Source organism: Acuticoccus sp., from assembly GCF_965213555.1.
Taxonomy (GTDB): Bacteria; Pseudomonadota; Alphaproteobacteria; order Rhizobiales; family Amorphaceae; genus Acuticoccus.
Genome location: NZ_OZ243890.1, coordinates 3,602,306 through 3,625,273, shown reverse-complemented (window position 1 = coordinate 3,625,273; position 22,968 = coordinate 3,602,306). Strand labels below are relative to the sequence as shown.

Here is a 22,968-nt window from a genome sequence, read left to right as displayed (position 1 = left end):
CCGAAAGTACTCTAGGTGTCTGATCCCGGCATTTGCTGGAGCGGGTTGATGGTGAAGCGTTGGGGTTCGTCTGTCCACCGTCTGCAGATGTCTTCGTAGGGCGTAAGTCCCTTGAGGGTCTTGGGTCGGCGGCCGTAGTCGTAGGCGGCGATGAAGTCGGCAAGGTGTCGCCGGAGCTGCTCGTGGCCGTCGTAGGGGAAGCGTTTGACGGTGGCGTCCTTGATCGTGCGGTTCATCCGTTCGACCTGACCGTTCGTCCATGGATGGTTCGGCTTGGTGAAGCGGTGCTCGATGCCATGCTCGCGGCAGCGCATGGCGATGTGGGTCATCGATCGAGCAGTCGGGCCGTTCGCATGGCGCGGTGGATAGCGGAACCGGATGCCGTTGTCGGTGAGCACGGTGTGGATCTCATACGGCACCGCTTCGACGAGAGCGACGAGGAAGGCCGATGCGGTGACGCGGCTGGCCTTCTCCACGAGCTGGGCGAAGGCGAACTTCGACGTCCGGTCGATCGCCACCAGAAGCTGGAGCTTTCCCTCGGCGGTGCACACTTCGGCGATGTCGATGGGGAAGCCGATCGGCTAGGCTTTGAGTTTCCTCTTGCAAGGTTTGTCGCCATCGACATCAGGCAGTCGGAATATCCCGTGGCGCTGCAGGCAGCGATGAAGGGATGCGCGGGTGAGATGTGGGATCGTCGGCTGGAGAGCGTAGGGGCAGTCGTCGAGCGGCAGCACGGTGTGGCGACGGAAGGCGACGATGATCGCCTCGTCCTCATCGGACAGGACCGTTGACATTAGCTCTTCCGGTCCCGTCGGCAGGTCGCTCACCGACGAGCGCTCCTTCCATTCGGCCACGGTCTTCTGGTTGATCCCGTAGCGCCTCGCGAGGGCCCTCAGCTCTCTCGACTAACTTGTCTTGCTCAGCGGAACGACCTCTTCGAGGCGTTGGCACAGGAGGGCGGACCACCGGCGACACTCGTGCTGGATGCCACCAGCGCGAAGGCTCACCGCTGCGCCGCCGGCGGCAAAGGGGGGCGGACGCCCCGACCATCGGTCGCTCGCGAGGCGGGCGCACCACCAAGATCCCCATGGCGGTTGATGGCGCTGGACGCCCCCGACGCCTGATCGTTCGCCCTGGCCATCGCGGCGACGCGCCAGTGGCCGCCGACCTCATCGGCTCCTTCGCTCCGCGCTGGTGCCCCGCCGATGGGGCCTACGACGCCAAGGCTCTCGACGCCAAGGCCCTGCGCACGCTGGTCAGCGATCGCGGTGGCCTGCCGGTCATCCCCAACAACCCGACGAGGCGTGACGTTGCCCCGAACTTCTATCCAGCGGCGGCTGGAATTCGGCGGTTAACGTCGGTAGGCGGGGCAAACCAAACCCGTCGAGGTTGAACAGGTCGTGAGAGCGACGCGGGCGCAGGATTGCTGCGGCGTAGTCGTTCGGGGTGAGCCAGCCGAGACGCGAATGCGGCCGCGTCGTTTTGTAGTCGGCGCGCCACGCAGCCAGCACAGCACGGGCATGGGGGAGCGAGCGGAACAGGCCCTCGTTCAAGAGCTCGTCTTGCAGGCGGCCGTTGAAGCTTTCGATGAAGGCGTTCTGGATCGGCTTTCCGGGCGCAATGGAGTGCCAGGCGACCCGACGCTCGTCGGCCCGTGAGAGGATCGCGTTCGCGGTCAGCTCGGTGCCGTTGTCGCTGACGATCGTCGTCGGCCGGCCGCGTTCGGCAACGAGCCGGTCGAGCTCGCGGGCAACCCGCACGCCGCAAAGCGAGGTGTCGGCGACCAGCGCCAGGCACCTCGCGGGTGCGATCGTCGACGACGGTCAGGATGCGCAGGCGCCTGCCGCAGGCGAGCTGGTCGGACACAAAGTCGAGCGACCAGCGCTCGTTCGGCCGGAGCGGCACGGCGAGCGGGGCTCGCGTCCCGACTGCCCTCTTGCGGCCGCCGCGCTCGCGCACCGTGAGGCGTTCCCTCGCGGTCAAGCCGGAAGAGGCGCTTGTGGTTCAAGGCATAGCCTTCGCGCCGCAGCAGCACGTGCAGCCGCCGATAGCCGAACCGCCGTCGCTCGTGCGCCAGCGCTCTCAACCGTTCGCGCAGCTGACCGTCGGGCCGCCGCACCGAACGGTAACGGACCGTCATCCGGCTCGCGCCGACCACCGTGCACGCCCGCCGCTCGCTCACCTCGAACGTCGCTCGATGATGCGCGACAGCCTCTCGCTTCGCAGCGGGCGTCACCATCTTCTCCCAAGAGATCCTTCAGCGCCGAGTTGTCGAGCATCGCTTCGGCGAGCAGCCGCTTCAGCTTCGCGTTCTCCTCCGCGAGCCCGCGCAGCCGCTTCGCCTCGCTCACGTCCATCCCGCCGTACTTCGACTTCCAGGCGTCGAACGTCGCGTCGCTCATGCCGTGACTGCGGCACGACTCGGCGACCTTCGCTCCCGCCGCACGCTCCTTCAGCACGCCGATGATCCGCTCTTGCGTGAACCTGCTGCGCTTCATGCGTTCGGTCCTCTCTGGGCCGAAACTCCACTTCGCCCTGGATCAGGCGCCGGGGGCAACGTCATCGTCCGCCAAAGCTGCCGTCGGTCACCGCAGGCGGCCTTACATGAGGGCGGCACGCACAGGATAGGCTATGAGGCTCGAAACCGGCAGCGCTCGGTTGCGCCGGATGGCGGACGGGTGGTCGAAGGCGGCCGCGGGGTGCGGCGCCGGCGTCAGCCCCGTCGTTGGGGCAAGAGCGTGGCGAGGCCGATGGTCGGGCAGGTCGTCTCGTCCTCGGTGCGCCAGAAGCGAGCATCCCAACCGACGCCCAGCGTCCGCTGGGCGAGGCTTGCCGCAACGCGTCCCTGCCCCGCTGCGAAGTAGAGATCGTAGCAGTTCTGCGAGCGCTGCCAGACCAGGAAGCATCCGGTCTCCAGGGGCACCGGATAGGCGAAGCAGATGGCTTCGCCTTCGAGCGTGAAGGTCCCTGGGGTGTCCACCGCATCGTCGCGGTAGAGCGTCGTCAAGTCGGCGCGCAGTTCCTCGGTGAAGGAGCCGCCGCTGGCGTAGCGACCCTCCACGGTGCTGCCGACGAGCTCGCGTGCGATGGCGGCGGCATCGAGGCTGCGCCACTTCACGTCGTCGCGGGTCGCCGGGTCGGCGGCGGCGCTCGACGCGAGCCACGCGACCGCGAAGAGGACGGCGAAGCTTACGAAGGGCCTCGTCATCGGTTCATCTCCGTGCTTGCGACTAGCGCTGGCGGATCAGCGCGACGACGACAACCCTTCGTCGTCCGGTGGTCCGTCATTGCGACCCTTGGGAACACGTGCCGTCCTTGCCAGGTGCGGCGTGTTGCCTGTCGTCCGTCGGCCTCGAACCATCGGGTCCTTCTGAGCGACAGGGCGCTGGCGACGGCGGCCTCGATCTCGGCGGAGCGGTTCATGCGGCCTCCGGGCCAAACGGCGTGGGATCTAGCACGCGCGGCCGGGTGCGCAAGGCGACGTCGGGCACCGGGGCGGCGTGGTCGAGGATGTGGCTCCGACCCTGGGCGTTGGAGCGTCGTGCCGAGGTGGGCACCGTCATCAGGACCAGGCCTGAGACGATCAGGGCAGCCGCGACGATGCGCGACGGGCTGACGGCCTTCCCTAGGAACACGATCTTCATGAGGAACGCGCCCACGGCCCCGATGCCGGTTTCAGATCGGATAGGCGGTGCCGAGCGGCAGGGTTCGCATCGAGACCGACAGCAGGCTCACGCTGCCGATGACCATGACGACCATGACGCCCGGACGAGGCGCGTGAAGCCGTCCGACTGCCTTATCGCGTAGGCCCAAGCAACTTCGAGCAACTTCGAGGATGCCGGCGGCGATCTGGTGGATCCAGGCCATGAGGCTTTTGAGGAGCGCCGGGCCGTGCCGGTCGGCAACGCCGATGACGCGCGCAACCTGTGACGCAGCACCTAGGCATCCCCTCCGGGAGGGCAAGCGGAGCGGCTTGGAGCCCGAGGCGTGGCGCCACCCGGGCGCGGAGCGGCTCCCGCCCATGCAAGGCGTAACGATCGGTCATGCCGGCGACGTCGTCGCATAGGCGCGCGCCCGCGCGGCCTTGCCGTGGTTCAACCCCGCAAGCGCACGGTCGATCGAACCACGGTCGGGTCAGTACAGCCCGCCCGTGCCCGACAGGACGGCGCGCTCGGACTCGCGCGTGATGCGCCCGTTCGGCTGGTTGTCGTTGAGGCCGATGATCGAGAACGTGTCGCCCGGCGCCGTGCCCGGCTTGAAGGCCTCCAGGATCGCACCCTCGCCGTCGGCGACACGCCGCCCCGAACCCCTGTCGATGGGGATGAGCTTGATGCCCGCGGGTGCGCGGAACTCGATGCCGGGCTTGCCCTCCAGCGCCTTCTCCATGAAGTCGAGGAAGATGGGCGCCGCTAGCTGGCCGCCCGTCGAGCCCTGGCCCATGGGGGTCGGGTCGTCGTAGCCGATGAAGACGCCCGCCACGAGGTCGGGCGTGAAGCCCACGAACCAGGCGTCCTTCTCCTCGTTGGTCGTGCCGGTCTTGCCGGCAACGGGCTTGCCGAGCGCCTTCACGGCGGTGGCCGTCCCGCGCTGCACGACGCCCTCCATCATCGAGGTCACCTGGTAGGCGGTCATCGGGTCGAGCACGTACTCGCGCTCGTCGATCACCTCGGGCGCTGGCTGTCCGCGCCAGGCAAGCGCGGTGCACCCGTCGCAGCGCCGGTTGTCGTGCTTGAAGACGGTGCGGCCGTGGCGATCCTGGATGCGGTCGATGAGCGTCGGTTGGATGCGTTGTCCACCGTTCGCGATGATGGAGTAGGCGCCCACGAGGCGCTTGACGGTGGTCTCGCCGGCGCCGAGGGCCATCGGCAGGTAGAGCCCAAGGTCGTCGTAGATGCCGAAGCGCTCGGCGTACTCGGCCACCAGCGGCATCCCCATGTCCTTGGCGAGGCGCACCGTCATGAGGTTGCGCGAGCGCTCCAGGCCCATGCGCAGCGTGGAGGGCCCGGAGGAGGAGCCGCCGTAGTTCTTCGGCCGCCACACCTCGCGTCCGACGACGATCTCGATGGGCGCGTCCATGATGATGGAGGACGGTGTGTAGCCGTTGTCGAGCGCCGCCGCGTAGACGAACGGCTTGAACGAGGAGCCGGGCTGCCGCCACGCCTGCGTCGCGCGGTTGAACTCCGACTCGGCGAACGAGAAGCCGCCCACGAGCGCCTTCACGCGCCCGGTGTGGGGGTCCATCGCGAGCAGCGCCCCTTGGATCGCCGGGATCTGGCGCAGCGTGTAGGCGCCGTCCTCGCCCTCCTCGACGTAGATCGCATCCCCGGGGTTCACGACCTGCCGCATGGAGGACAACGCCCCGGACGGGCCCCGACGCCATGGCACGTCCGACAGCCGAAGCTGGGCCTGCTCGCGCTGGGTCGACAGGGCGCCCCAGACGTCCCGCTCCGGCTGCAGCCCGATGACGGCCTCGTTCCCGCTCACCGACAGGACGACGGCGACGCGCCACTCGGGCACGTCGTCGAGCTCCTCGACCCTGCCGATCTTGGCCCCCCAGTCCTCCCCTGCCCCGAGCTCGAGCGTCGTGATGGGGCCGCGCCAGCGGCCCTTGCCCGCGTCGATCTCCAACAGCCCGTCCATCAGCGACTCGCGCGCCAGGACCTGCAGCTCGGGATCGAGCGAGGTGCGCACCGACAGGCCGCCCGCGTAGAGCGTATCGTAGCCGTAGAGCTCGATGAGCTCGCGCCGGACCTCCTCCGCGAAGTACTCCGAGGCGAACAGGAAGCGCGAGCGCTCGCGCGGCGACACCTTGAGCGGCTCCGCCTTCGCCGCGCGTGCCTCCTCGACGGACAGCACGCCGTCCACGACCATGCGCTCCAGCACCCAGTTGCGCCGGTCGATGGCGCGCTCGGTCTCGCGGAAGGGATGGTAGTTGTTGGGTGCCTTGGGCAAGGCGGCGAGGTACGCGGCCTCCGACAGCGTCAGCTCGTGGACCGACTTGTCGAAGTACACCAGCGCCGCGGCGCCGACGCCGTAGGCGCCGAGGCCGAGGTAGATCTCGTTGAGGTAGCGCTCGAGGATCTGGTCCTTGGTGAAGGCAGCCTCGATGCGCAGCGACAAGATCGCCTCCTTGACCTTGCGCTCGTAGGAGACCTCGTTCGTGAGGAGGAAGTTCTTCGCCACCTGCTGGGTCACGGTGGAGGCGCCCACCGGCCGCGAGTCGGAGCCGCGGTTCTTGAGGTTCGTGAGGAGGGCGCGCACGATCGCCTGCGGGTCCAGCCCCGCGTGCGTGTAGAAGCCGGAGTCCTCCGCCGACAGGAACGCCTGCCGGATGCGCAGCGGGATCGCCTGGATCGGAAGGAACAGCCTGCGCTTCTCGGCGTACTCGGCGACCAGCGAGCCGTCCGCCGCGTGGATGCGCGTCATCACCTCGGGCTCGTAGTTGCGCAGGACGTCCACGCTGGGCAGCGATTGCGAGAGCTGGGCGATGTAAATGCCGACGCCCGCCGCGGCGATCAGGCCGAGCACCGAGCCGAGGGAGAACAGGAAGCCGAAGAAGCCGACGAAGAACCTAAACACGTGTCACGCCTCCGGTGGGCCGCTCCGCGGGGGACGCGCCGCTCAGGCGACGCGGCACAGCGCTTATCCCCATGGTCCCCAACGCACTTCGCCTACTCAAAGGAAGCGCAGCGGGCAAGGGCGTGGCTGACTTCGGGCTGTCCGACGAGGATGCCCGACGTCCCATCGACCCAACCGCAACAACCGGTCCCACAGATCCGCAGCGACCACGAACCACGGTCATGGATCGGACGTCTGGGAGGCGCCGCCCGCGCCCCTGGCGCCCAAAGGCTCGACGCCGAAGAAGGTGGCGACCGCCTCGGCGACCGCGCCAGCGGCCTGGTCCTGCCACGCCTCCGAAAGGAGCGTGGTGGCATCGTCCGCGTTCGTGAGGTAGCCGAGCTCAAGGAGCACGGAGGGGATGTCGTGCGCCATCAGCACGCGGAAGCGAGCCGAGCGGTGCGGGTTGGCGTTCATCCGCACGTTGCGACCCAGGGCGGCGACGAGGTCCCGCGCGAAGCCGTGCGCGTAGACCTTGGTCTCGCGGCGCAACAGGTCCGCCAGGATGCCCGACACGTCCTCCTTAAGGTTCGGCCGGATGGCGCCGGAGACCGCGTCGGCAAGGTTCTCGCGGGCGGCAAGGGCGGCGGCCTCAGCGTCCGAGGCACGCTCCGACAGCGTGTACACAGTCGCTCCTTGGACGTGATCCTCGGGCGCTGCGTCGGCATGGACGGAGATGAGGAGGTCCGCTCCCTCGGCGCGGGCAAGGCGGATCCGTCGATTGAGGGACAGGAAGCTGTCGTCGGCGCGGGTGAGGCGCACCGTGAGCCCCTCGACCTCGCGCAGGCGCTCGGCGAGGCGCAGGCAGAAGGCGAGCACGAGTTCCTTTTCGGTCGTCCCGTCCTCGGCGATCGCGCCGGGGTCGATCCCGCCGTGCCCAGGGTCGATCATGACGACGGCCGCATCGCCAGGCCCGGCGGCTTCAACGAGCCCAAGCTCGTCGCCCATCGCCGCCAGGTCGGCCGAGGCGGTGGCGGTCGCCCTGGCGAAGCGCACGGGGTCGGCGGGCGCGATGTCGATGACGAGCCGAGCGGAGCGATCGGCGAGGGCCGACAAGAAGAAGTGCCGCTCCACCAACGCGGGTGCTGCGAGGTCGAACACGATGCGCGCCGCTCTTGGCGACAGCGAGCCGTAACGCCACCCAGCAACCACCCCGGTCGCGCTCGGGGACGATGCGAGGTCAAAGTCGACGTCCTCGAGGTCGACGACGAGGCGCGGCGGCCGATCGACGACGAACGTCCGCAGGTGTGGCTCGCCGGAGAGCTCCAGGACGAAGCGTGTCCCGTTCGCGACCTCGTCGAAGGCCGCCGACGTCGCGACCGTGCTGGAGGCGGACGCACCGCCGCCGGTCGCGAGGACAAGCGCCGCAACGGCGACGGCGACGATCTTACGCTTGCGCAAGCCAACCCCCATATCATCGGACGTGCCGCCCGCGGAGCGGACCGCGCGTGCGTCGGCCGACCGACGACGAACCAGACGCCGTCCTCTGTCACCCGTGCGCGGAGCGAGGCAAGCTCGGCTCCGTGCGCCTACCGTCGATGTTGTGGAAGTTGCCTGTTGACGATAGGTTGACGGCACCTGTAGCGACTATGATTGTCAGCACGGGTGGTTTGCGGAAGGCTGTCTCATCCAATCTCCATCCGGCCCGAACAACCTTGCGCTGACCGACGCGCGCTCGGGTCCAGTTTGGGCAGATCGCTAAAGCTGGCGTCGGCGCCTGGCGCAGCCTGGTCGGACGAATGCGTCCGTGCCCGGTGCGGCGATGATCCCGCCTCGTCAGGGTGGCGGGCTCGAGGCGCTGCCGGTCCGCACCGCCCTTGCGATCACTGCAGGGTCGGCGGTGCGGTCAGCCGCGGGGGACGACGCAGGAATGCCAAGCTGGAACGTGGCAGGCAGACGCAAGGGACACCCTCCGCGGTGCATCAATGACGTGCGTGATCCCTCCAGCACGCGTTCGGCGTCGCCGCGCCATGGCACTGTAACGTAATGCGGCCGACTGACTTCGTGCCAGCCGTCCTTGCCGCATGACCACGGCGCGGGACCTCACGATCGTCCTCCCCGACACCCGGTGCAGCCCCTGGCTGCAGCCGGCCGAAGGCTCGTCGCGGTTCATCGAACGGGTCGACGGAAGGGCACGGGGGCGCGCCGCCCATCCTACACCGCCGACGGGGCCAACCTGGGCGGGCAGCGCGGTCGGAAAGCCCGTGCCGCGGCGCACCCGTCGCAGCACGGTGGCGATCCCGTGTTCGCCCTCACCCCATCGCGCCGACCCCGACGGTCGAGGCGATACCAGCGACGCCGTTGCGCGCGGCCGCTCATGTGCGGCCGCCCCGCGAGCGGCACCCAACCCCGACCTCACCGACTTAACGGCCCGCTCGGATGCGACCGGCCCTTCCGGCCGACGCTCGCGGTGCCAGGAGCAACTTCATGTCCAACAAGATGCTGATCGACGCCACGCACCCCGAGGAGACGCGCGTTGTCGTGGTGCGCAACAAGCGCGTCGAGGACTTCGACTTCGAGGCTGCTAGCAAGCGTCCGCTGCGCGGCAACATCTACCTTGCGAAGGTGACGCGCGTCGAGCCGTCGCTGCAGGCCGCGTTCGTCGAGTACGGCGGCAACCGGCACGGCTTCCTTGCCTTCAACGAGATCCACCCGGACTACTACCAGATCCCCCAGGCGGACCGCGCTGCGCTGCTCGCTGAGGAGCGCGCCGAGGCGCGCGAGGACGAGGAGGCGGCGAAGCCGAAGAGCCGCCGGCGCTCGTCCTCGAGCGCGTCGTCGCGGAGGTCGCGGACCGCGACATCCGAGGCAGCGTCCGCGGACGAGCCGAACGAGGAGCTTGGTGGCGGCGGCAGGGACGAGGCGCCGGATGCTGGGCCGTCGTCGGACGACGAGCCGGCCACGCTCGACCGCGCGGTGCAGCAGGTCGAGGAGAACATCGAGGCCGACGTCGGCACGGTGCACGACGGGCCAGCGGCGACGGTCGAGGTCGAGGTCGAGGACAAGGACGAGCCGGCGGTCGCGAACGAGGCGCCCTCGGACGAGGCCGACCGCGATGCGCCCTCCCCAGGGGACGAGGACGTGCGTCGTGCCTCGAGCGAGGCGGCCCCAGAGCCGGAGCCGGATGCCGCCGGCGAAACGTCTACAGCCACGAGCGCCGATGCTCCAGGCGATAAGGCCGAGGCCGCGCCTGCGGCCAGCGCCGATGCCGACCGGGCACCTGGCGGGGACGAGGGCGAGGAGCCGGCACCGGCGCCGAAGCGCCGACGCCGCTCCCCGAGCCGCACCACGAAGAAGTCGGCCGACGGGCTCGACGACCCGCGCGTGTCCGACGAGGCGACGGCGCGCTCGCCCGACGACTCGGACGACGGGAACGACGCCGGGTCCGATGAGGGGTCGGTCACCGCCCTCGGCAACACCGACGCGCTGGAGGAGATCCCGGAGCGTCGCGCACGGGCGCCGCGACGCAACTACAAGATCCAGGAGGTCATCAAGCGACGGCAGATCCTGCTGATCCAGGTCGTCAAGGAGGAGCGCGGCACGAAGGGGGCCGCGCTGACCACCTACCTATCGCTCGCCGGGCGCTACTCGGTGCTGATGCCTAACACCGACCGTGGCGGCGGGGTCAGCCGAAAGATCACCGACAACGCGGACCGGAAGCGGCTGAAGAGCCTCGTCGCCGAGCTCGACGTGCCCGAGGGGATGGGCATCATCCTGCGCACCGCCGGCGCCGCGCGGACCAAGACCGAGATCAAGCGCGACTTCGAGTACCTGCTGCGCCTTTGGGAAAGCGTGCGCGAGCTCACCTTGAAGTCCATCGCGCCGCAGCTCGTCTACGAGGAGGGCAACCTCGTCAAGCGCTCCATCCGTGACCTCTACGGGAAGGAGATCGACGAGGTGCTCGTGTGCGGCGACGCCGCCTACCGCGAGGCCAAGGACTTCATGCGCATGCTGATGCCGAGCCACGCGAAGAACGTGAAGCAGTACCGCGAGCCGACGCCGATCTTCACCGCCTACGGGGTGGAGCCGCAGCTTGACGCGATGTTCTCCGAGCAGGTGACGCTGCCCTCCAAGGGCTACATCGTCATCAACCCGACTGAGGCGCTCGTCTCCATCGACGTCAACTCGGGGCGCTCCACGAAGGAGAGCTCCATCGAGGAGACGGCCACGAAGACGAACCTCGAGGCGGCGGACGAGGTTGCTCGGCAACTGCGCCTGCGCGACCTCGCAGGCCTTATTGTCATCGACTTCATCGACATGGACGACAAGCGGCACAACCGGGCCGTGGAGAAGCGCCTGAAGGACGCTCTGAAGCTCGACAGGTCGCGCATCCAGGTCGGCCGGATCTCCCCGTTCGGGCTGATGGAGATGAGCCGACAGCGCATCCGCCAGGGGATGGTGGAGAGCTCCGTGGTGCCGTGCGCGATCTGCGCCGGGACGGGCCACGTGCGCTCCACCCAGTCGGTGGCGCTGCATTGCCTGCGCTCGCTGGAGGAGCACCTCCTCAGGAACGCCGATCATCACGTGATGATCAAGACGTCCGCCGCGGTGGCGCTCTACATCCTCAATCAGAAGCGACAGCATCTCAACGAGCTCGAGGAGCGCTTCGGCCTCGAGATCGCCGTCGATGCCGACGAGATGCTGTCCGGGCAGCACCTGCAGATCGTGTCGGGCGCGGCGGTCGATCGCGACCCTGCCGAGGCACCTCCGACGGCGCAGATCGTGCCGGACGCGGTGATGGCGGATGACGAGGTCGAGGACGAAGAGGACGTCGCGGCTGAGGCGGCCGAAGAGGCCGGCGAGTCCAACGACAGGTCCGGCTCGTCGCGCGGTAGGCGCCGCCGCCGCCGGCGGCGGGGGGGCGGGTCTTCTGAGGAGTCCTCGAGGGAGGTCAGCAGCGCCGCGGCAGCGGTAGACGATCACGCGGCTGATGGGCGCGGCGACCCTGCACCGGTAGGGGACACGTCGGACGTTGAGGCCGGTGATGTTGGTGCGGGGGACATGTCCGCCGAGGCGGACGAAGGCCGACAGGCCAGTCCGGCGGAGCCCGTCGACGCAACGGAGGCGGACGAGGAGGAGCGGCCGAGCCGTCGCCGTCGCGGACGGCGCGGCGGACGCCGTCACCGCAGGGAGGACGACGAGGCGTCGGCTGATCAAGACGCCACCGCAGCCGAGGCGTCGGATGCCTCGTCCGAGGCCACGGACGACGCGGTTTCAGCGAGCGCAACGGACGAGCAGCGCGCGGGGACGAACGGGGGAACTCCTTCGGCTGCGCACGAGGCGGACGGCGCGGAGGGGTCGACCGTCGAAGGTGAGGCGGAGCGGAGCGACGAGCTCGGTCCGAAGGAGACCGCGGCGCCGACCGTTGACCTCATGGAGGACCCGCCGGCCACGGACGCCCCTGAGGATGAGGCAACCGCTGCTGCCCCGGAGCGCGCTGAGGCGGCGTCAGAGCCGCCGCGGCCGCGCCGCTCCGGGTGGTGGCAGCGCCGCTCGTTCTTCTGAGCGGCCTCGGTTGCACGGCTCCGGTCAATGGAATGTGACGCCTTCGGTCCGTCCCCCGCTTTCGGGGCGGGCCGTGGCGCGCTAAGGCGGAGCCTCACCGCGAAAGGTCGACCATGGTCCGCATCTTCCTCGCCGCAGCCGCGATTTCGGCCCTCCTGCCGCTCGGTGCGCCGAACGCTGCGGAGCCCCTGACGAGGTCCGACGTCGAGGCCATCGTGCGAGATTACCTGATCGCCAACCCCGAGGTCCTCGAGGAGGCCTTCGCCGCGCTGCAACAGCGCCGGATCGAGGAGGCGGAGGAGGAGCGTGCCGCGGCGCTTGCCACGATGCGCGAGGACCTCGAAGGCTCGCCCTACGGCGCGGTGCTCGGCAACCCGGAGGGCGACGTCACCCTGGTCGAGTTCTTCGACTACAACTGCGGGTACTGCAAGCGTGCGCACGAGGATCTCGACCGCCTCATCGCAGGGGACCCGAACCTGCGCGTCGTGCTGAGGGAGTTCCCGGTGCTCGGCGAGGCATCGATGCGCGCTGCGCAGGTGTCGATCGCGGTCAACGCCGTCGCACCCGAGGCGTATGACGAGTTCCACCGCCGCCTCCTTGCTACCGAAGGGCGCGCCGACGACGCGGCAGCGCTGACGCTCATCGATGCCCTCGGCCTGCCGCGCGAGGAGATCGAGGCCGCGATGACCTCGGATGCGGTGCGCGAGTCAGTGGAGGAGAGCTACGCCTTGGCTCGAGCGCTGCAGATCGAGGGCACGCCGTCCTACGTCATCGGCGACGCCGTCGAGCAGGGCGCGGTCGGCCATGATGCCCTCAAGGCGCGCATCAACATCGCCCGCTGCGGCACGCCCTCCTGCTGACGCTTCCCCAGCGGCGCGATCCGGTCTAGTTTGCTAAGGGCGACGATGGCCGCCCCGGTGGATGAGCCCCGCATCAACGGCACAATCACCGGGGAATGGGCGGCGACGCGCCACACCAACGCCTGCACGAAGGCGGCGGGCACGTCCGCGGCCACGACAGCAGGCTCCTCACGGCGATGGCAAACACTCCCCCAATCGACGAAGATGCCATCCGCGCCATCGCAGCGATCCTGCACGAGGCGGACTTGTCGGAGATCGAGGTCGCGCACGGCGACGTGAAGCTGCGGGTGGCGCGCCATGTCGTCGCCGTGCCCGCACCGCCGGGCGCAGCGGCGTCACCTGTGCCCGCGCCGGCAACGGTTGCTGGCGCGTCCTCTCCGGCGGCGCCCAAGGGTGGTGAGAACGCGGTGCTGTCGCCGATGGTAGGGACCGCCTACCGCGCGCCCGAGCCCGGCGGCCGCCCCTTCGTCGAGGTCGGCAACAGCGTGCAGCAGGGGCAGGTCGTCATCATCGTCGAGGCCATGAAGACGATGAACCAAATCATCGCTGAGCGCGCGGGGACGGTTACGGAGATCTTCGTCGAGGACGGGCAGCCGGTGGAGTACGGCGAGCCACTACTCACCATCGTCTAAGGAGGTCCGCGTGGAGGACGCTGCGATGGCAACGGCGGTCGGCTGATGTTCAAGAAGGTGCTCATCGCCAACCGCGGTGAGATCGCGCTGCGCGTCCAGCGGGCATGTAAGGAGCTCGGCATCGCCACGGTTGCGGTGCACTCCACCGCTGATACGGACGCCATGCACGTGCGCCTCGCCGACGAATCGGTCTGCATCGGACCGCCCGCCGCTGCCGCGAGCTACCTCAACATCCCCTCAATCGTCGCAGCGTGTGAGATCACGGGCGCCGACGCCGTCCATCCCGGCTACGGCTTCCTGTCGGAGAACGCCCGCTTCGCGGAGATCCTGGAGGCGCACGGCATCACCTTCATCGGCCCGACCGCCGAGCAGATCCGCATCATGGGGGACAAGATCGAGGCCAAGCGCACCGCGAAGGCGCTCGGCCTGCCGGTCGTCCCCGGATCGGACGGCGCGGTGCGGACGGCCGAGGAGGTGATGACGGAGGCCGACCGCATCGGCTACCCGGTGCTGATCAAGGCGAGCGCCGGCGGCGGCGGACGCGGCATGGTGATCGCCCGCTCCCGCGAGGAGGCCGTCAGCGCGGCCCGGCGCGCAAGGGCCGAGGCGAAGGCCGCGTTCGGCAACGACGAGGTCTACTTGGAGCGCTTCCTCGGCGCGCCGCGCCACATCGAGATCCAGATCATGGGGGACGGTCGTGGTAAGGCGATCGTGCTTGGGGAGCGGGACTGCTCGCTGCAGCGCCGGCACCAAAAGGTGTGGGAGGAGGCGCGCTCGCCCGCGCTCAACGAGGAGCAGCGGCGCAGCATCTACGCGACATGCGCCGAGGCGATGCAAAAGTTGGCCTACCGCGGCGCGGGGACCATCGAGTTCCTCTATGAGGACGGTGAGTTCTACTTCATCGAGATGAACACGCGACTGCAGGTCGAGCACCCAGTGACCGAGATGATCACCGGCATCGACCTCGTCCATGCGCAGATCCGCGTTGCCAGCGGCCGCCCCATCGGACTGGCCCAGGACGACATCCGGTTCTCCGGTCACGCCATCGAATGCCGGTTGAACGCCGAGCACCCGCGTACGTTCGTCCCGTCGCCCGGGACGATCACGCACTATCATCCTCCCGGAGGGCTCGGCGTGCGGGTCGATTCCGCAGTCTACCAAGGGTACAGGATCCCCCCGCACTACGACAGTCTGATCGGAAAGCTGATCGTCCACGGCAACACGCGGGTCGAGTGCCTCATGCGGTTGAGGCGAGCGCTGGACGAGTTCGTCGTTGACGGCATCCACTCGACGTTGCCGCTGTTTCGCGAGTTGATCCATCATCCCGACATCGCGAACGGCGCCTACGACATCCACTGGCTGGAGGCGTTCCTCGCCCGAGGGAAGGTATGACGAGCCCGGACAACATCGTCTTGGAGATCACCCCAGAGGTCCTGTTGAAGGCCTACGCCTGCGGGATCTTTCCGATGGCGGAGTCGGCCGACGATCCGGGGCTCTACTGGATCGAGCCTGAACGCCGGGGCATCATGCCGCTCGACGCGTTCCACGTCCCGCGACGCCTGGCGCGCCTTGTTCGGCAGGAACGCTTCGAGGTGCGCATCGACGCCGACTTCGAGGGCGTGATCGACGGCTGCGCCGCGCCGGGTTCGGGCCGGCAACGCACGTGGATCAACGGTCGCATCCGCCAGCTCTACGTCAGCCTGCATCAGCTCGGCCACGCTCACTCGATGGAGGCCTATCTCGACGGCGCGCTGGTCGGCGGCCTCTATGGGGTGAGGCTCGCCGGTGCCTTCTTCGGCGAGTCGATGTTCTCGCGCGTGCGTGATGCGTCGAAGGTCGCCCTGGTGCACCTTGCTGGGCACCTTCGCGCCAACGCCTACACGCTGCTCGATGCCCAGTTCACCACCGACCACCTCAGCCAGTTCGGCGCCATCGAGGTGAGCCGACGACGCTATCAGGCGCTACTCGACGAAGCGCTGAAGACGAGAGTGACCCCGCTCACCTCGGGAACCTTGAGCGGCGCAGCGGTCCTCACTGAGCTCGGTTCTCGCTGACCGGACGAGGCAGCGGGAGCGGAAACCACTCTTGCGGCCGTTCGATCAAACCCATCCGATCGGTGGCGTACTTGTCCCTCTCGAAGCCCGGCGGCGCCGTGACTTGGGTCGAAAGCGTACAGCCCTTCAGCCAGACGTCGTAGACCGAATGCTCTACGGCATTTAGCCCCGGGCTCGCAGCGAACATCCAGCCCGTGAAGATCCGACGGATCCTTGAGTCCAACGTGATCTCGTCGACCTCGGCGAAGACGACCGTGTTCGGTTCCTCGGTGGGTGGCTGGGTCTGGCACGTCCGTGGCGTCACCCTCAGCGCGCCGAACTGGACCGTCTCACCGATGTAGACATCGAATGAGATGATCCGCCCCGTGACCTTGTCGAGGCCCGAGAACACGGCGACGGGGTTCTCGATGGGCGCGGCGACGGCAGCATTCCCCGCCAACGCCGCGATGGTCACGGCGCCAGCGAGCAAGCGGGAAGCGAACGTCGACTTCATCGATGCCTCTCATGCGTGACAGCGCCAAACTGCGCCAGCGCGGTACCGCCGCAGCGCAGCGGTTCTGCCCTGGTCAAGCCGCGGGGTCGAGCCGATCGAGGGCTGCACGCAGCTTGTCGAGCCGTGAGGCCGCATCGTGCCGCTTTTCCCACTGCTCCTCGATGACCTCGCCGTCCGCCTTCTCCAAGAACGTTGCGTTGGACAACCTGCCGTCGATCCTGGCGAGGTCGGTCTCGGTGCGCTGGAGCTCCTTCTGAAGCCGTTGGCGCTCGGCGTTGAGGTCGACGAGGCCCTCCAGCGGCAGGCAGACGACGACGTCGCCTACGACCGACTGCGCGGCGTTCGGCGGTGCGACGTCCGACACCTTGACCGCGGATGCGCGAGCCAAGCGCCGGATGGCAGCGTCGTGCCGGGCGAGCCATCCCTCCTGGTCCCGCGAGCCGCCGATCACGACGACGTCCGCCTCGATTGCAGCCGGGACGTTGGCCTCCGAGCGCAGCGAGCGGACGGTTGCGACGAGGTCGACGACGAAGTTGATCTCGGCTGCGGCGCCGACGTCGCGCAGCCCGGTCGTCGGCCACGGACTGTGGATGAGGAGCCGTTCGCGCGCCAAGCTGGACCGCTCGGCGGTGAGCGCCCAAAGCTCCTCGGTGACGAATGGCATGAACGGGTGCAGGACGGCGACGATGCGGTCGATGACGTGCGCCGTGGTGGCGCGCAGCTCGGCCTTCTCCGCCTCGTCCGAGCCCATGAGTGCCGGCTTCGCGAGCTCGAGGTACCAGTCGCAGAACGTGTTCCAGGCGAAGCGGTAGATCGCGCTCGCCGCCTCGTTGAACCGGTAGGCCTCGAGCGCCTCGGTCACGGCGTCCGCCGTCCGGGTGGCCTCGGTCAAATCCAGCGCGACAACGTCCCCGAGGTGCCCTTGGGATCGAACGACGGGTCGATGCGACACTCGTTCATGTCGGCGAACCGCGTCGCGTTCCACAGCTTCGTTGCGAAGTTGCGGTAGCCCTGCACGCGCGCAGTGGCGATCTTCACGTCGCGTCCCTGGGCGGCCATCGCTGCCAGGGTGAAGCGCAGCGCGTCGGCGCCGTACTGATCCATGAGCTGAAGGGGGTCGACGACGTTGCCCTTCGACTTGCTCATCTTCGCGCCCTTCTCGTCGCGGACGAGCGCGTGAATGTAGACGGTGTGGAACGGCTCGCGATTGAGGAAGTGCAGGCCCATCATCATCATCCGAGCGACCCAGAAGAAGATGATGTCGAAGCCGGTCGAAAGGACGCTGGTCGGATAGTAGCGCCGCAGCTCCGGCGTCCGGTCCGGCCAGCCGAGCGTGGAGAATGGCCACAGCGCGGAGGAGAACCAGGTGTCTAGCACGTCCTCATCCCGGTAGAGGACGATGGGTGCGCCCTCCGCCGTCGGCTCGTTCCAGCTCGCTTGGGCCTCGGCGCGTTCGCGGACGACCACCGGGCGACCATAGTACGTCTGGGCCGACTTCGTGGCGTCGGCCTCGGTGCGCTCGACGAAGATCTTGTCGCCGGGTCCGTACCAAGCAGGGATCTGGTGTCCCCACCAGAGCTGCCGTGAGACGCACCAAGGCTGGATGTTCTCCATCCAATCGAAGTACGTCCTCTCCCAGTTGGCGGGGACGAAGACCGTGCGACCGTCGCGAACCGCATCCATCGCCGGGCCGGCTAGGCGCTTGGCGTTGACGTACCATTGATCGGTGAGGAAGGGCTCGATGGGCACGCCGCTGCGATCGCCGAACGGCACCTGGTGCACGTTGGGCTCGACGGTCTCCACGTAGCCGCCCTCGTCCATCGCTGCTACGATGACCCGGCGAGCGTCGAAGCGGTCGCGGCCCTCGAGCTCACTCGAAAGCCGGCTGACCCTGTCCGGATCGACGCCGCGGGCAAACGCATCGTTCTGTGCGATGGCGATCGCCGCGCGCTCGTCGAAGACGTTGATGAGCGGCAGCTTATGGCGCCCCCCGACCTCAAAGTCGTTGAAGTCATGCGCCGGCGTGATCTTAACCGCGCCAGACCCCTTCTGTGGGTCCGAGTAGGGGTCGGCGACGATGGGGATGACGCGTCCCACTAGCGGAAGGACGACCCTGCGTCCGACAAGCGCACGGTATCGCTCGTCGTCGGGATGTACGGCGACGGCCGTGTCGCCGAGCATCGTCTCCGGCCGCGTCGTGGCGACGACGATGTACGTGGAGTCGTCGTCCGGATCGAACGCCACGCCCTCGATCGGATAGCGGAAGTGGACGAGCTCGCCCCTCACCTCGCGCGACTCGACCTCGAGGTCCGAGATCGCGGTGAGGAGCTTGGGGTCCCAGTTGACCAGCCGCTTGTTGCGGTAGATCAACCCTTGCTTGTGCAACCGGACGAAGACCGTCAGCACCGCCTCGGATAGTCCGGCGTCCATGGTGAAGCGGTCGCGCGACCAGTCGCAGGAGGCACCGAGCCGGTCGAGCTGCGCCTTGATGGCGCCGCCCGACTCCTCCTTCCAGCGCCAGACCCGCTCCAGGAACGCCTCGCGCCCCATCTCGAGCCGACCGACGTTGCCTTCGTCCGCGAGCTGACGCTCCACCACCATCTGCGTGGCGATGCCAGCATGGTCGGTGCCCGGCTGCCACAAGACATCCTTGCCCCGCATCCTTTCAAAGCGAACAAGGACATCTTGCAGCGTGTTGTTGAGCGCGTGCCCCATGTGGAGCGAGCCGGTCACGTTCGGCGGTGGGATGACGATGCAGTAGGGCTGCGCGTCAGCCTCCGCTCCCGCGCCGGCACGAAAGGCCTCAGCGTCGTGCCAAACGCTGCGGATGCGCGGCTCGATCTCGGTGGCGTTGTAGGTCTTCTCAAACATCATCCGCACCCTCGCGGGTGTGCCTACGGCGCCGCGCGCCTCGCCGTCAACGATCGCTGCATCGCGCTGCTCCGCCTCACGCACGCGGCAGGGTCACGGTGGCGAGAAGCCCGCCCAGAACGGAGGGGCCGAGCGTCAGTTGTCCGCCATACAGCTCGACGAGCTCGGCGACGATGGACAAGCCCAAACCGCTGCCAGGCTTGCTCTGATCGAGCCGCTTGCCCCGCGACAGGACCTGCGAGCGCTGATCGGCGGACAGCCCCTCCCCGTCATCGTCGATGGTGATGCGGAACGCGCGCTGGAAGGGCGCGCCAGCCAGCCGCTCCTCGCTCGGCGTCACCTCGATGGCGATCCTCGAGCGAGCCCACTTAAGGCCGTTGTCCACGAGGTTGCCGACAATTTCCTCAAGGTCCTGCTGCTCGCCGGCGAAGCGGACGGCCTCGAGGAGGCTGAGCTCGACCTCGACGCCTCGGGCCTGACCGAGGCGGGACATGGCCCGGTGCAGCCTAGTTAGGACCGGACTGACGTCCGTCGCAGTCCCGATGAGGCGGTCCTGCGCAGCCATCTGAGCACGCTCGAGGTAGTAGCGCACCTGCCGCTGCATTGTCTGAACCTGCTCGCGTACCGAGCGTGCCAGCGGCTCCTCGCCCCGACCGGCGTCGTTGGTGAGGACCGACAGCGGTGTCTTGAGCGCATGGGCGAGGTTGCCGACGTGCTGGCGAGCGCGCTCCAAGGTCGCTCGGTTCGACGCGATGAGCGTGTTGAGGGCCTCGGCGACCGGAGCAATCTCGGCTGGCAGATCGCTGCTGACGTGAGCCACCCGCCCCTCTCGCACCGCCTGCAGCTCCTCCCCGAGCTTGGTGAGCGGCCGCAGGCTGATGCGCCACTGCACGAAAGTCATTGCGAGCAGCACGGCCGCGAACAGGCTAAGGTAGAGCGCAAGGCGCCTCGTGAAGGCGGCGATGTCATCCTGGATGGTCGAGGCGGCGCCGCTGACGGCGACGAGGTACCAACCGCCGTCGGCGAACGCGACACGACGTGCAACCAGGCGCAGGGGATCGCCGGTCGGACCCTCCGCGTAGGCCTGCATCACGAGGCTCGTGCGTGTTTGCGCCAGCGATTGGGGGATCGCGAAGACGTCGCCCGCAAGGGATTCGGAGCTTTGCGTCACCTCCCCGGTCCCCGCATCGACGACGATCCAGTACCAGCCGGACAGGGGCAGGACGAAGCGCGGCTCTCCAAGGTCCGGAGGGATGCCGCCAAAACGTTCGTCCTGTTCCTCAGCGAGCTGACCGATCAGCATGGAGAGGTAGACGGCGAGCGTGTCATCGAAGCGCTCTTCGACGCTCTCGCGGAAGGCTGACACGAGGACGATCCCGGTAGCCGCGAGCGCGAAGACACTCCATGCGAGGGACGTCAAAAGGACCCTCGCGGAGATCGACCTAAGTCGCATCGCCTGGGGGGACAGCGCGGTACCCTAGGCCGCGCACCGTCTCGATGATCTCAGCGTCGAGCTTCTTGCGAAGCCTGCCGATGAAGACCTCGATCGTGTTCGAGTCGCGATCGAAGTCCTGATCGTAGAGATGCTCGGTCAGCTCCGTGCGCGACACGATCCGACCCTGATGCAGCATCAGGTAGGCGAGGACGCGGTACTCGTGAGAGGTGAGCTTCACGGCGGCGCCGTCGACGGTCACACGGCTCGCGCGAGCATCGAGGTGGACAGGACCCAGCACATAGTCGTTGGAGGCATTGCCGGCTGCGCGCCGGATCAGCGCACGAACCCTCGCGAGCACTTCTTCCATGTGGAACGGCTTGGTGACGTAATCGTCCGCTCCAGCATCGATGCCGGAAACCTTGTCGCTCCACCGGTCGCGCGCGGTCAGCACGAGGACCGGCATCATCCGCTCGTTCTTGCGCCAGCGCTCGAGAACGGAGATCCCATCAAGCTCAGGAAGTCCCAGGTCGAGGATGACCACGTCGTAAGGCTCGGTGTCTCCGAGGAAGTGCCCCTCCTCACCGTCGAACGCCGTGTCGACCGCGTACCCCGCGCTTCGTAGACCTGCGCACAGTTGCCTGTTGAGGTCCTTGTCGTCCTCAACGACCAGGAGGCGCATCGCGATCCCCTCCACCCCTCAGCGCAAGGGCTCGCCACTGCGTGCGTCCAGCACGCGATCGACGACCCTTCCATCTCCCTGCAGGACGGTCACGCGCCAGGCAAGCCCGCCACCCTGCCGACATAGGTTGAGGCGCAGCACCTCGCCTCCGAGGCGACGACCTATGCTGCCGGGGCGGACTGCCTCCCCCGCACGCACGGCGCTTCGCTGCTCGGCGGCCGAAAGGCAACCGCCCTGCGCCACGCCGTCAGCGACGAGCATCGGCATGGCGAGCGCCAGCACGAGGGCCAAAACAACACTTGAGGATCGCATGGATGGAACGGTAGCCCGAGCCTCGTGTACGACGGATGAATGTTACCGGCAGCCATCGTGCTGCTAGCGCAGGCGATGCCCCGCACCATCGCACAACGCACCCCAAGCGGCGTTGTGCCCTCGGACCTGCCGCGCCGTCTCGGCGGTGTCGTCGACGGACCAGTGGATCGGTCCGAACGCCCGGCACGACACGTCAGTCCCGGCGGAACCCGTCGTCTGGCACGCCGCCATCGCCGAGCACACCGTCAGGCTCGCGATCAGCCGCGCGGCGCGCACGCAGCGCTCTATCAATGCGCTCATTCTCCTTCTCCATCAACTGAGCGTGGCGCTCGGCGAGGACGCGCTCTAAGCGCTCTTCCCAGGCGGCGTGTTCGGTCCACTTGCCTGCGTGGTAGGCAGGCGCTGCGACGAGGACGGCGCCGACGGCAAGGCCGACCATGCCGTGCCAGCCGAGCGCCCCGGCGATCCTTCCAAGCACGATCACACCATGTCCTCCGCCATCGGACCCTCGGCACGTCGGATCGCGAAGCGCCACAGCAGGAAGCCGAGCACGCCGACGATCGCGAGCACCACAAGCGTCGCGCCGACGACGGTGCCGTCGTTGAGCGAGCGGACCTCCTTCGCAATCTCGACGCTCGTGGTCACCGTCGCGCCGATTGTGACCGCAGCTCCGGCGCCTGCGATTGGCGCGGCTGCCTTCTGCGCGGTCTCGCGGCGCGCCTCACGGGTTCGCCGCGCCTCAACCGCTGCGGTCAGTGCCGCCAGCATCGCCGGGTCGGCAACGCCGTCGCTTTCCAGGCCCCGCCGGGCCTCGAAGCGGCTCACCGCGTCGCGGGTGCGGCCGCCGAACTCGCCATCGACGTCGAGCTGGTACCCGAGGACGTTCATGTCACGCTGCAACGCCTCGACGTCGGAGCCACGCGACCCCAGCCGAAGCGAGCGCTGCCCGAGCTGCTGTTCCGGCTCCTGCGGCATGCCACGCGCAGGAGGCACCGCGCCGGGCGGCCAACGGATGCCGTCGGGAAGGATCGAAGCGGTGCGGAACACCGATCGGCGGACGGCATTACCGACGTTTCCGTTGATCACCGTCAGTGTGCCGTCGGACTGGACGCTCTCCACGATGCCGACGTGCCCGAAGAGCGTGTTCGAGCCGCGGGGAAAGACGACGATGGCGCCGCGGACCGGACGAGCGAGCGGCGTGCCGTAGCTCGTGAAGGACCGTGCGAGCGCCGAACGCGTCGAGGGATACCCGCAGTGCACCAGCGCGCCGTTGACTGCGACGGCGCACCAGGCGTCCTCGTCGTTGTTCCACCAGGCAATGCCGGCGAGCTTGCCCCACTCGACGATCAATGGGTTGTGCTGCGCCCCGGGGACTTCCTTCAGTCCGATGTGGTTGGTGAGGTATTCGAGCCAAGGGACACGATCGTGCATCGTGGGCGCTCCAACGGGGAAAAACAAAAGGCCGCCCGAAAGGACGGCCTACGGGTCGGTCAGTCAGTCGCGGTGCGG

Annotated in this window: 16 protein-coding genes and 3 pseudogenes; 5 read left to right on the top strand and 14 right to left on the bottom strand. The window is 68.4% G+C overall.

The annotated features are described in order from the left end of the window. Positions 1–11 precede the first annotated feature (11 nt). The 7 genes and pseudogenes from ACOOE8_RS16980 to ACOOE8_RS16950 all read right to left on the bottom strand — a co-directional run. Positions 12–896, bottom strand: a pseudogene (locus ACOOE8_RS16980) (IS481 family transposase); the annotation flags it as partial. A 384-nt stretch (positions 897–1,280) separates the two neighbouring features. Beyond that, positions 1,281–2,498, bottom strand: a pseudogene (locus tag ACOOE8_RS16975) (IS3 family transposase). 215 nt (positions 2,499–2,713) lie between these two features. Next, the gene (locus tag ACOOE8_RS16970; protein ID WP_420392590.1) at positions 2,714–3,208 is read right to left on the bottom strand and encodes a hypothetical protein; all 495 of its coding nucleotides are present in this window, start codon (positions 3,206–3,208) and stop codon (positions 2,714–2,716) included. Positions 3,209–3,419: 211 nt separating this feature from the next. Next, the gene (locus tag ACOOE8_RS16965) at positions 3,420–3,659 is read right to left on the bottom strand and encodes a hypothetical protein (RefSeq protein ID WP_420392589.1); all 240 of its coding nucleotides are present in this window, start codon (positions 3,657–3,659) and stop codon (positions 3,420–3,422) included. A gap of 16 nt (positions 3,660–3,675) precedes the next feature. After that, positions 3,676–3,867, bottom strand: coding sequence for an SMR family transporter (locus ACOOE8_RS16960; RefSeq protein ID WP_420392588.1), 192 nt, complete (start codon positions 3,865–3,867; stop codon positions 3,676–3,678). Between the two features lie 267 nt (positions 3,868–4,134). Further along, positions 4,135–6,579 carry a penicillin-binding protein 1A gene (locus tag ACOOE8_RS16955; RefSeq protein ID WP_420392587.1) on the bottom strand — a complete coding sequence of 815 codons (2,445 nt, stop codon included), beginning with the start codon at positions 6,577–6,579 and terminating at the stop codon, positions 4,135–4,137. Positions 6,580–6,798: 219 nt separating this feature from the next. After that, the gene (locus tag ACOOE8_RS16950) at positions 6,799–8,019 is read right to left on the bottom strand and encodes an N-acetylmuramoyl-L-alanine amidase (protein ID WP_420392586.1); all 1,221 of its coding nucleotides are present in this window, start codon (positions 8,017–8,019) and stop codon (positions 6,799–6,801) included. A gap of 1,026 nt (positions 8,020–9,045) precedes the next feature. Here ACOOE8_RS16950 and ACOOE8_RS16945 point away from each other — a divergent pair. From ACOOE8_RS16945 to aat, 5 genes are all read left to right on the top strand, one after another. Then, positions 9,046–12,123 (top strand): Rne/Rng family ribonuclease, encoded by a 3,078-nt coding sequence (locus ACOOE8_RS16945; RefSeq protein WP_420392585.1) that lies wholly within the window; start codon positions 9,046–9,048, stop codon positions 12,121–12,123. Positions 12,124–12,236: 113 nt separating this feature from the next. Then, entirely contained in the window at positions 12,237–12,983 is a 747-nt protein-coding gene (locus tag ACOOE8_RS16940) for a DsbA family protein (RefSeq protein WP_420392584.1), read from the top strand. 176 nt (positions 12,984–13,159) lie between these two features. After that, positions 13,160–13,615: an acetyl-CoA carboxylase biotin carboxyl carrier protein gene (gene accB, locus ACOOE8_RS16935; protein ID WP_420392583.1), complete on the top strand. Its 456-nt coding sequence runs from the start codon at positions 13,160–13,162 to the stop codon at positions 13,613–13,615. A 45-nt stretch (positions 13,616–13,660) separates the two neighbouring features. Continuing rightward, positions 13,661–15,007: an acetyl-CoA carboxylase biotin carboxylase subunit gene (gene accC, locus ACOOE8_RS16930; RefSeq protein WP_420392582.1), complete on the top strand. Its 1,347-nt coding sequence runs from the start codon at positions 13,661–13,663 to the stop codon at positions 15,005–15,007. Next, the gene (gene aat / locus ACOOE8_RS16925) at positions 15,004–15,669 is read left to right on the top strand and encodes a leucyl/phenylalanyl-tRNA--protein transferase (RefSeq protein WP_420392581.1); all 666 of its coding nucleotides are present in this window, start codon (positions 15,004–15,006) and stop codon (positions 15,667–15,669) included. The genes accC and aat overlap by 4 nt, the downstream gene beginning before the upstream one ends. On the opposite strand, the gene ACOOE8_RS16920 is transcribed toward aat, so the two are convergent. The 7 genes and pseudogenes from ACOOE8_RS16920 to ACOOE8_RS16890 all read right to left on the bottom strand — a co-directional run bounded on the left by ACOOE8_RS16920 (position 15,647) and on the right by ACOOE8_RS16890 (position 22,890). Further along, complete coding sequence (locus tag ACOOE8_RS16920) at positions 15,647–16,162, bottom strand: DUF2155 domain-containing protein (protein WP_420392580.1); 516 nt, start codon at positions 16,160–16,162, stop codon at positions 15,647–15,649. The two genes, aat and ACOOE8_RS16920, sit on opposite strands and share 23 nt — an antisense overlap. 73 nt (positions 16,163–16,235) lie before the next feature. Next, positions 16,236–19,033, bottom strand: a pseudogene (locus ACOOE8_RS16915) (valine--tRNA ligase). A 76-nt stretch (positions 19,034–19,109) separates the two neighbouring features. Next, positions 19,110–20,453: an ATP-binding protein gene (locus ACOOE8_RS16910; protein WP_420392579.1), complete on the bottom strand. Its 1,344-nt coding sequence runs from the start codon at positions 20,451–20,453 to the stop codon at positions 19,110–19,112. Positions 20,454–20,475: 22 nt separating this feature from the next. Next, complete coding sequence (locus ACOOE8_RS16905; protein WP_420392578.1) at positions 20,476–21,147, bottom strand: response regulator transcription factor; 672 nt, start codon at positions 21,145–21,147, stop codon at positions 20,476–20,478. An 18-nt stretch (positions 21,148–21,165) separates the two neighbouring features. Further along, positions 21,166–21,438 (bottom strand): PepSY domain-containing protein, encoded by a 273-nt coding sequence (locus tag ACOOE8_RS16900; protein ID WP_420392577.1) that lies wholly within the window; start codon positions 21,436–21,438, stop codon positions 21,166–21,168. A 214-nt stretch (positions 21,439–21,652) separates the two neighbouring features. Further along, a complete protein-coding gene (locus ACOOE8_RS16895; protein WP_420392576.1) occupies positions 21,653–21,943 on the bottom strand; it encodes a hypothetical protein in 291 nt (96 codons plus the stop codon). Then, positions 21,940–22,890, bottom strand: a complete 951-nt coding sequence (locus ACOOE8_RS16890) for a TIGR02594 family protein (protein WP_420392575.1) — start codon at positions 22,888–22,890, stop codon at positions 21,940–21,942. Before ACOOE8_RS16890 ends, ACOOE8_RS16895 begins: the two co-directional genes overlap by 4 nt. Positions 22,891–22,968: the final 78 nt, after the last annotated feature.

Bases quoted from the DNA above. Each gene is read 5' to 3' on its own strand.
- ACOOE8_RS16970 (WP_420392590.1), bottom strand. From the start codon at position 3,208: ATGACGAGGCCCTTCGTAAGCTTCGCCGTCCTCTTCGCGGTCGCGTGG.
- ACOOE8_RS16960 (WP_420392588.1), bottom strand. From the start codon at position 3,867: ATGGCCTGGATCCACCAGATCGCCGCCGGCATCCTCGAAGTTGCTCGA.
- ACOOE8_RS16945 (WP_420392585.1), top strand. From the start codon at position 9,046: ATGTCCAACAAGATGCTGATCGACGCCACGCACCCCGAGGAGACGCGC.
- ACOOE8_RS16940 (WP_420392584.1), top strand. From the start codon at position 12,237: ATGGTCCGCATCTTCCTCGCCGCAGCCGCGATTTCGGCCCTCCTGCCG.
- accB (WP_420392583.1), top strand. From the start codon at position 13,160: ATGGCAAACACTCCCCCAATCGACGAAGATGCCATCCGCGCCATCGCA.
- accC (WP_420392582.1), top strand. From the start codon at position 13,661: ATGTTCAAGAAGGTGCTCATCGCCAACCGCGGTGAGATCGCGCTGCGC.
- aat (WP_420392581.1), top strand. From the start codon at position 15,004: ATGACGAGCCCGGACAACATCGTCTTGGAGATCACCCCAGAGGTCCTG.
- ACOOE8_RS16920 (WP_420392580.1), bottom strand. From the start codon at position 16,162: ATGAAGTCGACGTTCGCTTCCCGCTTGCTCGCTGGCGCCGTGACCATC.
- ACOOE8_RS16905 (WP_420392578.1), bottom strand. From the start codon at position 21,147: ATGCGCCTCCTGGTCGTTGAGGACGACAAGGACCTCAACAGGCAACTG.
- ACOOE8_RS16890 (WP_420392575.1), bottom strand. From the start codon at position 22,890: ATGCACGATCGTGTCCCTTGGCTCGAATACCTCACCAACCACATCGGA.